Below are 14,645 nucleotides of genomic sequence, written 5' to 3' on the forward strand. Positions count from 1 at the left end.
TCAGCCCTCCGGTTTTGCCAGGTGTATCAGCGTGTCGATACGTGCGGGAGAAAGCGGCTCGCGCGGTTGCGGCAGCGGCCAGCCGTACAGCCAGCGGGCGCTGGTGGCGCAGGTTTTCCCCTGGCACGCGCCCATACCACAGCGCGAGGCGAGCTTCGCCGCCTGCCAGCTTTCGGCATGTTGCACATCGCCACAGCGCACATCTTCGCAGCGGCAGAGCAGGGTGTCGGCAGTGGCAACGTCTTTTAATGATTCCGGTAAGGCGAAGGTGGCATGGAGCGCCCGGGCAAAACGCTGCCAGCGTGCGCGGGTTGCGATGGCCTTTTCTGCTTTCCCGGGGTTATCCGCCGCGCTATAACCTGCAATTTCCCCTTCTGCCAGCGCCAGTTCGCTGCCGCCAAACCCGGTGCACTCCCCCGCAGCATAGATATCCTGCACGCTGGTGCGTTGAGAGGCATCGACCCGGATAGCCTGATTTTCGGTTGTGCAGCCGAAGAGAAGACCGGGTTCAATATTGGGCACCAGTCCATAGCCGATAGCCAGCCTGTCGCATGCTATCTCACGTGTTTTCTCCCCGTGACGCACGGTCACAGAATGAAGATGTGTCTCCCCACGGGCATGGGTGACCTGGCTTGCCAGGTGATAGTGGGACGGAAAAAGCTCGCCGAGCTGGAGCAGTTTTTCTGGCCAGCGCCAGAGCCCAGCCGCGAACCGGGCCAGCGCACTCACTGGTGCCTGTTCGATGATGGCGACGATATTTCCGCCTGCGCGTTTCACCGTACCGGCGACCGCCAGCAGCAGTGGCCCGCTGCCAGCAATGACGACCCGCTCGCCGTTGAGCGGCAGGCCATGTTTAATCTGTGCCTGTAGCCCACCAGCTCCCGTTACGCCGGGAAGCGTCCAGCCAGGAAACGGCAGGGAGAGTTCCCGTGCGCCGCAGCATAGAATTAACCGCTGCCAGCGGATCTCACCGCAACTGTCTGCGGTTTCAAAAACAACGCAATGCGGTTCAGAGCGGGCAATCAACCGGGCACCGTTCAGCAGCGTAATAGCTGGCTGTTCCGCCACTGCCTGCCGCAGGCGTAAGGCGCGAGGAGGCAACGAAACCTGCGGGCCATCACGCCATATTTGCCCCCCAGGGCGCGGGTTGTCGTCAAGCACCATCACCGATTTTCCACAGCGTGCGGCGGCCAGTGCCGCCGACAGCCCGGCTGGCCCGGCTCCGAGGACAAGGATCTCGCACTCAAACGTTCGCATGTTGGCTCCTTTCAATCACCATATCGGGCTGACATTCCGTCTGGCAGGCCAGTACCCGTCGTCCATTCACCGTGACGCGACACTCCTGGCAAACGCCCATACCACAGAAGGGGGCGCGCAGCTCACCGCTGACCGAACGTCGCGTCACGCCGCTACCCGTGAGTGCCAGCGCCGCTGCGATGCTGATGCCAGCAGGAACGTCGCAGGGTTCGCCTTCGATAATCAGGTTCAGGGTCGTCATGCAATGGCCTCCTGTTTTTGCAGCCTCGCGGGGAGCCAGGCATCCGGTGAAACGGGTGGGCGTTCACCGAGGATCTGCGCGCAGAGCAGTTCGGCGGTTGCGGGGGCAGTGGTGACGCCCAGCCCTTCGTGCCCAAGTGCCAGCCAGATACCCGGCCGGGCAGGATGCGGGCCGATGAGCGGGTTGCCGTCTGCCGACGCGGCGCGAAAGCCGCTCCAGCAACGAATGATATTGAGGTTCTCCAGCGAGGGGAGAAAATGACGCGCGCGCGCCATCATGGTGGCCAGAAGCGGTAAATCCAGCTCGCGGTCGGTATTGTCGAACTGGCGTGAAGAGCCAATCAGCAGTTGTCCGGTGGGACGCGGCTGGACGTTAAACGCCACCGAGGTGCCGCCCGCATGGGCACTGGCACCGTATCCCAGCTCTACCAGCTGGTGGCTGAGCAACGGGGCGTAGCGATCGGTGATCGCCAGTTGGCCTTTTTTCGCCCGTAGCCAGTTTTCACCAAGCAGCGCGTTGGCCCCCAGACCGCAGGCGATGACGATGGCGCGCGCACGCAGGCGCTTGCCGCTGTGCAGGGTAACGTAAGGGGCATCGACTGCGAGGGCGTGGTCACGAAGATGCGTGACATCGCCATCATCCATAAACCAGCGGGCAACGTTTGGCGCGTAGACAATCCCGTCTCCGGGTACCCACAGCCCGCCGCTGAGCCGGGAGGTGAGCAGGGGTTCACGTGCGGCAAGCTGGTCGCGGGTCTGCATGTCGCTGGCGACCTGGTGTTGCGCCATCCGCCGTTGTTTTTCTTCTGCCAGTTCAAGCTCCTGCGGCGTTTCCGCCAGCCACAGCGTGCCACACCCGCGCCAGGCGCAGCTTTCCGGCATCCGGGGCGTCAGTTCCCGCCAGCGTGCCAGAGACCAGGCTGAAAGGGTAAGCTCGGCGGGGTCGTCATCCATGCACACCAGATGTCCCATCCCTGCCGCCGTTGCGCCCGCGTTACCGTCGTCGATCAGCGTGACCTGCTGCCCGCGTTTTGCCAGTTGCCAGGCACAGGCGGCACCGATGATCCCGGCACCAATGACAATGACGTCGGTGTCGGTCACAACGTAATCCCCCAGCGGAACGGATCGTCAGGATTAAGGATCAACCGGTTATCGCCGCAGACCCACGCCTCACCACGGATCGTCGGGATGATCTTGCTACCCTGTGGCACGAAATGGGCGGTAAATTCGCTGCTGATGATGCTCGCCTGTCGCCAGGTTTCTCCCGGCCTGAGTTTGCCGTCTTCTGCCAGACAGGCCAGCTTGGCGCTGGTGCCGGTGCCGCAGGGCGAGCGATCCCAGGCTTTTCCCGGGCAGAGCACAAAGCTGCGGCTGTCTGCACGGTCATCGTCGACGAAGAGTTCAATATGGTCGATAATGCCGTCATTTTCGCCACGAATACCTGCACGTTCTAACCCTTCCCGGATCGCCCAGGCATACTCCGTTAACTGCGGGATCTTGTCCGGCGTCACTGCAAAAGGATGATCGTTGACGAGGAAGAACCAGTTTCCACCCCAGGCGATATCGCCCGTGACCGTACCGTGAGCGGTTTCAACCTGCACATGTTTGCGCCAGCGATACGCCGGGACGTTTTCTACCGAGACGCTGCCGTCTTCGTGCAGCGTGGCGGTCACATCACCCACCGGGGTTTCAATCAGATGTTTGCCGGGCTGAATGCGGCCAAGCCAGGCCAGCGAGGCGACAAGCCCGATCGTCCCGTGACCGCACATGTTCAGAAAACCGCTGTTGTTGAAGAAGATGACCCCGGCGGTGGCCTGCGGTGATACCGGCTCGCACAGCAGGGCGCCGACCAGGACATCGTTACCGCGTGGCTCAAGAATAATGGCTTTGCGCCAGTCGTCGTAGTCGCGGGCGAAGCGGTCCCGGCGCTCGGCCATGTTTCCTGCGCCCAGATCCGGAAAACCGTCGATGACCAGGCGGGTCGGTTCGCCGCCGGTGTGGGAGTCAATTACTCTCAGTTCGCTGTGTTGCGCTGTCATGGGATCTCCGGAAAGTTAACACCTTGTTGCTAAATGCTGGCGTAAGGCCGGGATTCCTGCTTGATCGCTTTCGTCACCAGAAATGACGAAATCAGCACAGTGACCGGTTTTACTCTTAAGTTAAATTCATATTTATTTCTTATTAATCATTCTGTTGGTGGTGTGGTAAACCAAAAAAGGCGACTGCGCTAGTGGATGAAACGGGGTAAATCATAAACCTGTGGCAGGATCGCAAAACGCGGTAAGGGCGCTTGATGAGTTAACGAAAAGTTAATAAAGATCCAGCTCACTGATCGGGAGGAAGCGTTATGTCCTGTGTAATTGATGATGCGCTGGCACCCTCGCCAGCACTGGAAGTGACTGAACTGAGCCAGATTTGTGAAGGGCTGGCGCACCAGCGTCCGGACAATATCCAGACTTTGCTTCATGCGATGGCGTTGATTGCGCCGCTGCTCAATGCCATTCCTAATGTGGTGTTTTTTGTCAAAGACGTGCAGGCGCGCTATCTGATGGTCAATATGACCCTTGCGCGTCGCTGCGGATTTAAGACGGTGGCTTCGCTGCTGGGGAAAACCTCTGCCGATGTTTTCCCTTCCGCGCTGGGGCAGGGCTATACCGAGCAGGATATGCGGGTGCTGCGCGAAGGGGTGACGCTGCGCGATCAGCTGGAGATGCATCTCTATAACGGCCGTGAGCGCGGCTGGTGTCTGACCCAGAAACTGGCGCTGCGGGATGCGCAGGGCCAGGTGATCGGCATGGCGGGCATTTCGCACGACTTACAGGAAGCGCAGGCGCGACACCCGGCGTGGCAACGGCTGGCGATCGTCGACGATCATATCCGCAAGCATTACCACCGGCCGATCGCCATGGAGGAGCTGACCGCGCTGAGCGGTATGTCGGTGGCGCAAATTGAGCGCTACTGTAAGCGCATTTTTCACCTCACCCCGCGTCAGATGATCCACAAAGTCCGTCTGGAAAAAGCGACTGAGCTGCTGGCGGGCGATACGCCGATTACCGATATTGCCCTGCAATGTGGCTATACCGATCACAGCGCCTTTAGCCGCCAGTTCAAGGCCATGACCGGCTCTACGCCGCGTGATTTTCGCGTCACGCTGGCCGGGTAAGACAAACGCACTGTGCTAATTTCGTCATCAAAGAGGAGGAAAACCACCAAGCCGTCGGACGCCTGAAACGTCAATCTGTCAGTGAATATTCACCATTCATTCACTTTGATTTAACAAATTGACGACAAGGAACCGAACATGAGCAAGAAAGCCATTCACTGGAGCGGTGTATTCCCGGCAGTCAGCACCCAGTTTCGCAGCGATTACTCTCTCGACCTGGATGCCACCCATGCGGTGATGAAAAACCTGGTCAAGGATGGTGTTTCCGGCCTGGTAGTGTGCGGCAGCGTGGGCGAGAACACCTCTCTGACCACGCAGGAAAAGCTGCAAATTATCGAAGTGGCGAAAGACGCGGCGGGTGGCCAGATCCCGGTTATCGCCGGTGTCGCAGAATTTACCACCGCCTTTGCGCAGAAGATGGCGAAAGAGGCCGAGCGTGTGGGCGTGGACGGTATTATGGTGATGCCTGCGCTGGTTTACTCGTCAAAACCGCATGAAACAGCGGCCCACTTCCGCAGCGTGGCAACCGCCACTGACCTGCCTATCATGGTGTACAACAACCCGCCAATCTACAAAAACGACGTGACGCCGGACATCCTGGCGACGCTCGCCGATTGCGACAACATCGTCTGCTTTAAAGACTCTTCCGGGGATACCCGCCGCTTTATCGACCTGCGCAATTCCGTTGGCGACCGCTTTGTGCTGTTTGCCGGGCTGGATGACGTGGTGGTCGAGAGCATCGCCGTGGGAGCGGAAGGCTGGATCTCGGGGATGTCGAACGCGTTCCCACGTGAAGGGGAGACGCTGTTCCGCCTGGCAAAACAGCAGCGCTATGAAGAAGCGATGGCGCTTTACCGCTGGTTTATGCCGCTGCTGCATCTGGATGCGCGTCCGGATCTGGTGCAGTGCATCAAGCTTTGCGAAGAGTTGCTGGGGCGCGGCAGCGCCATTACCCGCCCGCCACGCCTGGCGCTGGAAGGGGAAACCCGTGCGCAGGTGGTAGCGATTGTCGAGAAGGCGCTGGCGACTCGCCCACAACTGCCTGACGTCGGCCTTTAAGTAAAGGAGTGACGATGACTTTATCTCTCTCTGTAAAAGGCCAGCAGTTTATCGCCGGACGCCGCGTGGCAAGCGGTGAGGCGACGCTGCCGGGCCTGCGTGCCGCTGACGGTGAACCCACCGGATACCGCTTTTACCCGGCCTCCCGCGAGGAGGCCGCCGCTGCGGCGCTGGCGGCTGAACAGGCATTCCCGATCTACTCACAGACGTCACCCGAGGTGCGCGCCCGCTTTCTCGATATCCTCGCCGACGAGCTGGATTTACTCGGCGAGGACTTTTTCGCGATAGCCCACCAGGAGACGGCGCTGCCGCTGCCGCGCTTGCAGGGAGAGCGCGCCCGGACCAGCAATCAGCTGCGCATGTTCGCTGGCGTGCTGCGTCGGGGTGATGCCTTCGGCGTGCGCATTGATACCGCACTCCCTGCGCGTCAGCCGCTACCGCGCCCGGATCTGCGCCAGTATCTGACGGCGCTGGGCCCGGTGGCGGTATTCGGTGCCAGCAATTTCCCGCTGGCTTTCTCCACCGCAGGGGGCGACACCGCCTCTGCACTGGCGGCGGGCTGCCCGGTGGTGGTGAAAGCCCATCCGGGGCATATGGCAACCGCGGAGATCACCGCTCAGGCGATTGTGCGTGCGGTGGAGAAAGCCGCCCTTCCTGCGGGCGTTTTTAACATGATTTTCGGCACCGACATTGGCGCAGAGCTGGTGCGTCATCCGGCGATCCAGGCGGTCGGGTTTACCGGTTCTTTGCGCGGCGGTAAGGCGCTCTGGCAGCTTGCGCAGCAGCGTCCGCAGCCGATCCCGGTCTTTGCGGAGATGTCAGCGATTAACCCGCTGATTATTCTGCCGCAGGCGTTAGCCTCCCGGGCAGAGGTTCTGGCGAAGGAACTGGTGGCCTCTTTTACCCTCGGCAGCGGGCAGTTTTGTACTAAGCCAGGTCTGATCCTGGCCTTACGTGGCGAAGGCATGACCCGCTTCACGCAGACGCTGAAAGAGGCGGTGGATCAAGCTCCGGCACAGACCATGCTCAATGCTCCGACGCTTGCCCACTACGAAGAAGGTGTCCACGCGTTTGAGGCGCATCCCGCGATTCAGCGGCTGGCAGGCTCTGATGATTCTGTTAGCGGACGCGCGCAGGCTCGCCTGTATCAGGCCCCGGTTTCGCTGCTGCTGGCGCAGGATCCTCTGTTGCAGCATGAGGTGTTTGGCCCGCTGGCGGTGCTGGTGGAAGTGGCTGACGAGGCTGAAATGCGGGCCGTTCTGCGTGCCATCCAGGGCCAACTGACGGCAACGGTGCACGCCGAATCCGATGACGGTCCGCTGGCGCAACGCCTGCTGCCTGCCCTGAGTGAAAAGGCCGGGCGCGTGTTGTTCAACGGGTATCCGACCGGGGTGGAAGTGTGCGATGCGATGGTGCACGGCGGCCCGTGGCCTGCCACCACCGATTCACGTGGGACCTCCGTCGGAACAAAATCCATCGAACGTTTTCTGCGTCCGGTGTGCCTGCAGAATGTGCCCGCTACACTGCTGCCGCCTGCTGTCCAGGATGCTAACCCTCTGAACCTGCTGCGCCTGATTAACGGGCAGTGGACCCGGGAAGCCATTTCCCCCTCTGTTGACTGAAGGGCATGACCATGACGATTCACTCTACGCATCAAACATCGTCCCGCGTTGTTGAGTCAGGGAAATTTAAAAAGCAGCTCACGTTAACCGATCTGACGTTTATTGGTCTTGGGGCTATCTTCGGCTCCGGCTGGCTGTTTGCTGCAAGCCATGTGGCCTCCATTGCCGGGCCAGCGGGTATTGCCTCGTGGGTTATCGGCGGGATTGCCGTGCTGCTGCTGGGGATTGTCTATTGCGAACTGGGGGCGGCACTGCCGCGCGCCGGGGGGATTATCCGCTATCCGGTGTTTTCCCACGGCGAGCTGATGGGGTATCTGCTGGGTTTTATTACGCTGATTGCGTTCTCAAGCCTGATCTCCATTGAGATTGTTGCCGCGCGCCAGTACGCGGCCGCCTGGTTCCCGATGCTGACGCAACCAGACTCAAGCGACCCGACGCTGCTGGGCTGGGTGGTGCAGTTTTTACTGCTCTGTTTCTTCTTTGGCCTGAACTACTACAGCGTAAAAACGTTCGCCCGCTCCAACAACATCATCAGTATTCTGAAGTTTCTGGTGCCGCTGGCGGTTGTCGTCACCCTGTTTACCTTTTTCAAGCCTGAAAACCTGCACGTTAAGGGGATTGCGCCGTTTGGTATGTCAGGCGTTGAGGCGGCGATCAGCGCCGGGGGGATTATTTTTGCCTACCTGGGGCTGACACCGATTATCTCTGTGGCGAGTGAAGTGCAAAATCCGCAGCGGACCATCCCGGTTGCGCTGATTTTATCTGTGGTGTTGTCGACCATTATCTACGTGCTGTTGCAACTGGCGTTTCTTGGCAGTATCCCAACCGAAATGCTCGGCAGCGGCTGGGCGGAAATCAGCAAACAGTTCTCGCTACCGTACCGCGATATTGCCATTACGCTCGGTATGGGCTGGCTGGCATTTATGGTGGTGTGCGACGCGATTGTCTCCCCGAGCGGCACCGGCAATATCTATATGAACGCGACACCGCGCGTGATTTATGGCTGGGCGAAAGCGGGGACGTTCTTTAAGGCGTTTACCCACATTGATAAGGAGTCCGGCATTCCGCGCCCGGCCCTGTGGCTGACTTTCGCCATGTCTATCTTCTGGACGCTGCCGTTCCCGTCCTGGGAGCAGTTGATTAGCGTGGTGTCGGCGGCGCTGGTACTGAGCTATGCCATTGCCCCGGTCACGGCGGCGGGGCTGCGCCGTAATGCGCCTGATCTGCCGCGCCCGTTCCGCGTGCGTGCCTTCGGGATTATCGGCCCGGTGTCGTTTGTGATTTCAGCCCTGATTGTCTTCTGGTCTGGCTGGGGGACGCTGTCATGGCTGCTGGGGTTGCAGATTGTGATGTTCGTGGTCTACGTGCTATGCAAATCAAAAGTGCCTGTCCACACGGTGAGTCTGGCGCAGCAGGTGAAATCTTCCCTGTGGTTAATCGCTTTCTACGCGCTGATTATGCTGTTCTCGTGGCTGGGCAGTTTTGGCGGCACAGGGGTGATTGGTCATCCGTGGGATACGGTGGTGGTGGCGGTGATGTCGCTGGGCATTTACTACTGGGGCGAGCGAACCTGTCTGCCGCAGGCTAACTTTACCGGAGACGAAGAAGAGTAGAGGAGTCAGTCATGGAGATGGTAAACCTCTCGTTAACAGAGGCTTATGCGCTGGCATTTAACGTGCTGCGCGGGAACGGATTCAGCGAGGCGCACGCCGCCGCGGTGGCGAAAAACGTCACCCACGGCGAACGCGACGGCTGCGCCTCGCACGGTTTGTGGCGGTTGTTGGGTATTGTCGAAACGCTGCGTAAAGGGAAGGTGTCACCAGACGCAGAGCCGGTGATCACCAATACCGCGCCCGCCATCGTGAAAGCGGACGCTGGTGGGGCATTTTCCCTGCTGGCGTTCGAACGTGCGCTGCCGCTGCTGATGGAAAAGGCGCGACACAGTGGTATCGCCGCACTGGCGATTAACCGCTGCGTGCACTTTTCTGCTCTGTTTGCTGACGTCGAACCGTTGACGGAGGCCGGTCTGGTGGCGCTGGCGACCACGCCGAGCCATGCGTGGGTCGCCCCTGCGGGCGGCACGCAACCGCTGTTTGGCACGAACCCGATTGCTTTTGGCTGGCCGCGCGGCGATAAGCCGCCGTTTATTTTTGATATGGCCACCAGTGCGGCGGCGCGGGGTGAAATCCAGCTGCATCAGCGCGCGGGTAAACCCGTGCCGGAAGGATGGGGTATTAATGCTCAGGGCAACCCGACGACCGATGCACAGGCTATTCTCGACGGCGCGATGTTGACCTTCGGTGGGCATAAAGGATCGGCGCTGGCGGCGATGGTGGAGCTGCTTGCCGGGCCGCTGATCGGTGATATGACCAGTGCGGAATCGCTGGCGTGGGATAACGGCGCAGGCGGCCTGCCTTACGGCGGTGAACTGATTCTGGCGCTTGACCCGACGCGTTTTCTGGGAGATGACGCCGCAGTCCATCTGGCCCGTGCCGAGACACTCTTCAGCGGGATGACGCAGCAGGGGGCGCGATTGCCGGGAGAGCGCCGCTATCAATCTCGTGAGCGCGTAAACCGTAATGGACTGGAGATAACCCTCACACTTTTCAATGACATATCTGAGCTGCTGAAATCATCATCGTGATCATCAACACAAGAGGAGGGAAATAGTCCCTCTTCTCAGTACGTTTTTCGTAAAGTTTTCCCTTTCCAGGCCGAAAATTCTGTTATCTGTCTGATGGAAAGAGAAAACATGTTAAACCGTATCAAGATTGTCACCAGCCTAATGCTGGTTTTAGCGATATTTGGCCTTTTACAACTCACATCCGGTGGTCTTTTCTTTAACGCTCTGAAGAATGACAAAGAGAACTTCACCGTCCTGCAAACCATTCGCCAGCAACAATCCACGCTGAACGCCAGCTGGGTGGCGTTGCTGCAAACCCGTAATACCCTGAACCGTGCAGGCATCCGCTATATGATGGATCAGAGCAATATCGGCAGCGGTGCGACCGTTAACGATTTGATGCAAATTGCATCTGTGTCTCTGAAACAGGCGGAAAAAAACTGGGCTGCGTACGAAGCCCTGCCGCGCGACTCGCGTCAAAGTGACGCAGAAGCGATGGAAATCAAACGTAACTACGATATCTATCACGGTGCGCTGGCGGAGCTGATTCAACTGCTGGGTGCAGGCAAAATCAACGCCTTCTTCGACCAGCCGACTCAGAGCTATCAGGACGGTTTTGAGAAGCAGTACGTAAACTACCTGCAGCAGAACGACAAGCTGTATCAGATTGCGGTCGAAGATAGCAACAGCTCCTTCAGCCAGGCCATTTGGGTACTGATTAGCGTACTGATTGTCGTGCTGTTGGTGATCGTGGGTGTCTGGCTGGGCATTAAGCAGGCATTGATCTCTCCGCTGACGCGTCTGATCGACAATATTCGCCATATCGCCAGCGGCGATCTGGTGAAGCGCATTGAAGTCGAAGGTGCAAATGAGATGGGCGAACTGGCTGACTCGCTGCGTCATATGCAGGGTGAGCTGGTGCGTACCGTTGGCGACGTGCGTAATGGCGCAAACGCCATTTACAGCGGTGCAAGCGAAATCGCGATGGGCAATAACGATCTCTCCTCCCGTACTGAACAGCAGGCTGCTTCTCTGGAAGAGACCGCTGCCAGTATGGAACAACTGACGGCGACCGTTAAGCAGAACGCCGAAAACGCCCGTCAGGCAAGCCATCTGGCGCTGAGTGCATCTGAAACGGCGCAGAAAGGCGGTAAAGTGGTGGATAATGTGGTGCAAACCATGCGTGACATCGCCGGAAGTTCGCAGAAAATTGCCGACATTATCAGCGTAATTGACGGCATCGCTTTCCAGACCAACATTCTGGCACTGAACGCGGCGGTAGAAGCGGCGCGTGCGGGCGAGCAGGGCCGTGGCTTTGCAGTGGTGGCAGGTGAAGTTCGTAACCTGGCACAGCGCAGCGCCCAGGCGGCACGTGAAATTAAGAGCCTGATTGAAGACTCTGTTGGCCGTGTGGAAGTGGGTTCGACTCTGGTAGAAAGCGCCGGGGAAACCATGGGTGAGATCGTGAATGCGGTCACTCGCGTCACCGACATCATGGGCGAAATTGCGTCTGCATCTGACGAACAGAGCCGCGGTATTGACCAGGTGGGTCTGGCAGTGGCTGAGATGGATCGTGTGACCCAGCAGAACGCCTCGCTGGTGGAAGAGTCTGCCGCGGCCGCTGCGGCGCTGGAAGAGCAGGCGAGCCGTCTGACCCAGGCTGTCGCGGTGTTCCGCATTCAGCAGGAGCAGATGAAGGCGCGCGAGTTCGCTTCAGCGAAAACTGTTGCAGCACCCGCAATGTCGCGTAAAGCGGCAACCGCTGATGCCGGCGATAACTGGGAAACGTTCTAATTAAGTGACAGGCGCATGGCACAGCGGGATTCATACGCTAAGCCATGCGCCACTTCATCATCTCTTTTCTGACGCAGTTCTGGCGTCAGCTCAGCAATTTGTTCAAACCCCAACCGCGCATAGAACGGCGCATTCCACGCGACGTCCCGGAACGTCGTTAACGTCAGCGATGCCAGCCCTAGCTTACGGGCATGGTCAGCTACACAGGCGATGAGCTGCCGGCCAATCCCTTTTCCCTGCCAGTCCAGAGCGACGGAGAGTTCCACAATAAACAGCGATGAAGAATGCGCTTCGGTGAGGATAAACCCCACGGGGCGGTTATTCTCCAGCGCCAGCCAGCTTTGCCCGCGTTCGGCATACTCAAGATGCTGCTCAGCGGAAATAACCTCGCCATCGGCAAGCCAGGCGAGCTCCGGATAGCGTCGAAAACGTTCGCCCGCCGCGCGTTCAATGGCGGGCAGGGCGAAAACATCCTCACAGCGAGTTGGCCGAACGGTTATGTTAAGGAGGGCGATCATTAGCCTGCATTACTCACAATTTTAATTTCGACCATACCGACCCCCAACTGACGCGGTGAATGACCGAGGATATTTCCGTCATTCGTGGACTGTGGGTCTGGCGGCACAATCACCAGGGTATTGCTGCGGGATGGATTCTCAAAATGCAGCGTGTGAGTGGTCACTTCGTTTCCAAGCGTTAGCGTCTGCTCTTGATCACCCACGCGCACGGGCACGGGCTTATTCGCATTGGAGCCATACGCCCTGGCCGTGATCACCAGGTCAAATTGTTCTGGCAGGGGATGGGTGTACTCAATTTTCACTTCGTTGCCCAACTGCGCATTTGACCAGCGTCCCCAGGACTCCGGACGCGAGATGCCGCTAAATTGTTTCACCTCTTCCGGCGCGCCGGCCACGTTAAAGATAAAGCTGTCCGCCTTGTAGCGAATATCGTTATCGACGATTTTCAGCATGTCGACGTTGTGCTGATAGCGTGCGGTATCAATCACCGTGTCTTTAAACGCGGTTTTGCCTTTCCACTGGGGTTTATCCACATGCTGCACGGTTTGCTCTCCGCCAAGTTGTCCCTGAGAGACACACCAGTCGGTAGAAAGTGCCAGCGGCTGAGACCAGAGTTGGCCCATTTTGTAACACTTGTCGACCCAGACGAAGTTATCGCGAGGGGCAAAGTCAGCCAACTGGAAACGCAGCGGGGCGGAGTACTCACTTTCCGGCAGCGGTTCGACGCGATTATCCGATACGCGCACCAGCAGCGGCAGACGGAAGTTGCTGCCCGAGAAGGCAATCGTGTTTTTATTTTGATCGATGGTGAAGTCTTTCATCTCTTTCGGGAAGTTCCACAGGCGGATGATGTCAGGCTTCCACGCGAGGATTTTTTCCTTCATGTTGAGGAAGACTTCAGACAGAGATTGCCCCGACAATGTGCTGCGGCCCAGACCAATAAAGTTGTCTCCGCCCAGAATATCCAGCACCGTCGCGCCGTTATCCATTGAGTTACGTCTGGTGGCAATCACCTCCTGTTGCGGCTGGTCGCCGCGAAGCACGAAGAACAGATTGCTGCGATCCTGCTTGTTGAGTTGATCCCATGCGCTGTTTTTCATCGCCAGGTGGTCAGACGAAACGACGATGACGGTATTTTTAAAGTACGGCGAGGTTTTGATTTTCTCGATCAGTGCGGCGATATGCTCCTGGCTACAGGTGACGGCGCTGAAAGACTTGTTGTTTTTGCCGTCGACATCATAGCTTCTGCGTTTACAGGTGCGTGAGACAAACCCGTCCGGGTGGTGCGTATCCACCGTCAGAGCAAAGAGGGAGAAGCGCTTGCCCGAACGAGAAAGTTCCTCGAATTTCTTCCAGGTTTCGTCCAGCACCGTATCGTCGTAGAAGCCCCAGTCGTTGCGGTAGTTTGGATCGGCAACTGTCGTTTTTAACTCTTCTGAGCCATACAGGTGGTCAAAACCGTGGGACTTCAGGAACACATCTTTTCCGGCAAAGCGCAGGTTCGCCCCCTGGACAAAATAGTTTTCGTAGCCGGAGTTTTTCAGGATATCGCCCAGGCAAACATTCTGCGGGAAGAATGTCGACATTGAGGCTGAGGCGTTACCTTCAAAAGGTGCGAACAGCGGGATGCCACACTGGGAGGCAACCATTCCGGCGATAGTGTAATCCGTGCCGGGCAACTGCATGGTGTGGCTGAAATCGAGACCTTCGTTTTTCAACGCGCCCAGCTCTGGTGTCAGGTTCGGGAACGCGTCGTCATCAAAGTACGTGCGCTCCAGACTTTCACCGTAGATATAGACCAGGTTGAGTTTCGGGTTGGCGATCGTTTTCGACGGTTCTTTGTAGTAGGCCACGAAATCTGGGTCGCCATCGCGCGACTGGGATTTTACCAGCTCAGTGATCTGATGGAATGCAGGACTGGCGTCGACTGAGGCCAGTGCCAGGAAAAGTGCCAGCAGGCTGTAACCATGATGGTGCGGATGATGGCGACGTCGACGCAGCACCCAGGCCAGTGCGCCAAAAATCGCCACCAGCGCGACAATCAGGCCCAGCCCTGGAAGAATATACTTACCTACACCTGCGCCTGTCAGGCTATTCGTCAGGGTGTAGAGCACCGCATCGTTAATCCCGTCACCGGTAAAGTAATCGCTGGCGTATAAGGTAATGTTTAAAATAATAAAAATGCCAAGTACCACCAGCGTGGCAATAAACCACCAGGTGTTACGGCCGGCTTTCCAGGCATAAATACCGACAGAAGCCAGAAAAAGGATAAGGGATATTAATTCTGACAACAGCATATCCTCATGACGCCAGGTGCTTCGCTGGCTAACTGTATATTTTTTAGGTACTACAATGTAATTGCGATGTCG

12 protein-coding genes are annotated in these 14,645 nt (G+C 58.2%); 6 read left to right on the forward strand and 6 right to left on the reverse strand.

The annotated features are described in order from the left end of the window. Genes V6E55_RS03510 through V6E55_RS03525 form a run of 4 tightly spaced genes read right to left on the reverse strand, consistent with a single transcriptional unit; the run spans window position 1 to window position 3,536 of the window. Window positions 1-1,257, reverse strand: a complete 1,257-nt coding sequence (locus tag V6E55_RS03510) for an FAD/NAD(P)-binding oxidoreductase (protein WP_316942185.1) — start codon at window positions 1,255-1,257, stop codon at window positions 1-3. Then, entirely contained in the window at window positions 1,244-1,498 is a 255-nt protein-coding gene (locus V6E55_RS03515) for a (2Fe-2S)-binding protein (RefSeq protein ID WP_129996750.1), read from the reverse strand. Before V6E55_RS03515 ends, V6E55_RS03510 begins: the two co-directional genes overlap by 14 nt. Next, window positions 1,495-2,598, reverse strand: coding sequence for an NAD(P)/FAD-dependent oxidoreductase (locus V6E55_RS03520; protein ID WP_316942186.1), 1,104 nt, complete (start codon window positions 2,596-2,598; stop codon window positions 1,495-1,497). The genes V6E55_RS03515 and V6E55_RS03520 overlap by 4 nt, the downstream gene beginning before the upstream one ends. Next, window positions 2,595-3,536 carry a 4-hydroxyproline epimerase gene (locus V6E55_RS03525; RefSeq protein WP_316942187.1) on the reverse strand — a complete coding sequence of 314 codons (942 nt, stop codon included), beginning with the start codon at window positions 3,534-3,536 and terminating at the stop codon, window positions 2,595-2,597. Before V6E55_RS03525 ends, V6E55_RS03520 begins: the two co-directional genes overlap by 4 nt. 308 nt (window positions 3,537-3,844) lie before the next feature. On the opposite strand from V6E55_RS03525, the gene V6E55_RS03530 reads away from it, so the two are divergent. The 6 genes from V6E55_RS03530 (at window position 3,845) to tsr (ending at window position 11,758) form a co-directional block, all read left to right on the forward strand. Then, entirely contained in the window at window positions 3,845-4,660 is an 816-nt protein-coding gene (locus V6E55_RS03530) for an AraC family transcriptional regulator (protein ID WP_316942188.1), read from the forward strand. A 138-nt stretch (window positions 4,661-4,798) separates the two neighbouring features. Then, a complete protein-coding gene (locus V6E55_RS03535) occupies window positions 4,799-5,719 on the forward strand; it encodes a dihydrodipicolinate synthase family protein (protein WP_316942189.1) in 921 nt (306 codons plus the stop codon). Between the two features lie 14 nt (window positions 5,720-5,733). Then, on the forward strand, window positions 5,734-7,341 hold the full coding sequence (locus tag V6E55_RS03540) for an aldehyde dehydrogenase (NADP(+)) (protein WP_316942190.1): 1,608 nt from the start codon (window positions 5,734-5,736) through the stop codon (window positions 7,339-7,341). 11 nt (window positions 7,342-7,352) lie between these two features. After that, window positions 7,353-8,954: an APC family permease gene (locus tag V6E55_RS03545; RefSeq protein WP_316942191.1), complete on the forward strand. Its 1,602-nt coding sequence runs from the start codon at window positions 7,353-7,355 to the stop codon at window positions 8,952-8,954. Window positions 8,955-8,965: 11 nt separating this feature from the next. Further along, window positions 8,966-9,985, forward strand: a complete 1,020-nt coding sequence (locus V6E55_RS03550; protein WP_316942192.1) for an Ldh family oxidoreductase — start codon at window positions 8,966-8,968, stop codon at window positions 9,983-9,985. Window positions 9,986-10,093: 108 nt separating this feature from the next. Next, the gene (gene tsr, locus V6E55_RS03555; RefSeq protein WP_114979228.1) at window positions 10,094-11,758 is read left to right on the forward strand and encodes a methyl-accepting chemotaxis protein; all 1,665 of its coding nucleotides are present in this window, start codon (window positions 10,094-10,096) and stop codon (window positions 11,756-11,758) included. Here tsr and V6E55_RS03560 read toward each other — a convergent pair. Next, a complete protein-coding gene (locus V6E55_RS03560; protein ID WP_316942193.1) occupies window positions 11,755-12,276 on the reverse strand; it encodes a GNAT family N-acetyltransferase in 522 nt (173 codons plus the stop codon). The genes tsr and V6E55_RS03560 overlap by 4 nt on opposite strands. Further along, the gene (gene opgB, locus V6E55_RS03565; RefSeq protein ID WP_316942194.1) at window positions 12,276-14,567 is read right to left on the reverse strand and encodes a phosphatidylglycerol--membrane-oligosaccharide glycerophosphotransferase; all 2,292 of its coding nucleotides are present in this window, start codon (window positions 14,565-14,567) and stop codon (window positions 12,276-12,278) included. Before opgB ends, V6E55_RS03560 begins: the two co-directional genes overlap by 1 nt. Window positions 14,568-14,645: the final 78 nt, after the last annotated feature.

The sequence above is a fragment of the Enterobacter sp. 342 genome (assembly GCF_036663495.1).
Taxonomy (GTDB): domain Bacteria; phylum Pseudomonadota; class Gammaproteobacteria; order Enterobacterales; family Enterobacteriaceae; genus Enterobacter.

What these genes read in the sequence shown, in the direction of transcription:
- V6E55_RS03510 (WP_316942185.1), bottom strand. Translation starts at nt 1,257, where the DNA reads ATGCGAACGTTTGAGTGCGAGATCCTTGTCCTCGGAGCCGGGCCAGCC.
- V6E55_RS03515 (WP_129996750.1), bottom strand. Translation starts at nt 1,498, where the DNA reads ATGACGACCCTGAACCTGATTATCGAAGGCGAACCCTGCGACGTTCCT.
- V6E55_RS03525 (WP_316942187.1), bottom strand. Translation starts at nt 3,536, where the DNA reads ATGACAGCGCAACACAGCGAACTGAGAGTAATTGACTCCCACACCGGC.
- V6E55_RS03530 (WP_316942188.1), top strand. Translation starts at nt 3,845, where the DNA reads ATGTCCTGTGTAATTGATGATGCGCTGGCACCCTCGCCAGCACTGGAA.
- V6E55_RS03535 (WP_316942189.1), top strand. Translation starts at nt 4,799, where the DNA reads ATGAGCAAGAAAGCCATTCACTGGAGCGGTGTATTCCCGGCAGTCAGC.
- V6E55_RS03540 (WP_316942190.1), top strand. Translation starts at nt 5,734, where the DNA reads ATGACTTTATCTCTCTCTGTAAAAGGCCAGCAGTTTATCGCCGGACGC.
- V6E55_RS03545 (WP_316942191.1), top strand. Translation starts at nt 7,353, where the DNA reads ATGACGATTCACTCTACGCATCAAACATCGTCCCGCGTTGTTGAGTCA.
- V6E55_RS03550 (WP_316942192.1), top strand. Translation starts at nt 8,966, where the DNA reads ATGGAGATGGTAAACCTCTCGTTAACAGAGGCTTATGCGCTGGCATTT.
- tsr (WP_114979228.1), top strand. Translation starts at nt 10,094, where the DNA reads ATGTTAAACCGTATCAAGATTGTCACCAGCCTAATGCTGGTTTTAGCG.
- V6E55_RS03560 (WP_316942193.1), bottom strand. Translation starts at nt 12,276, where the DNA reads ATGATCGCCCTCCTTAACATAACCGTTCGGCCAACTCGCTGTGAGGAT.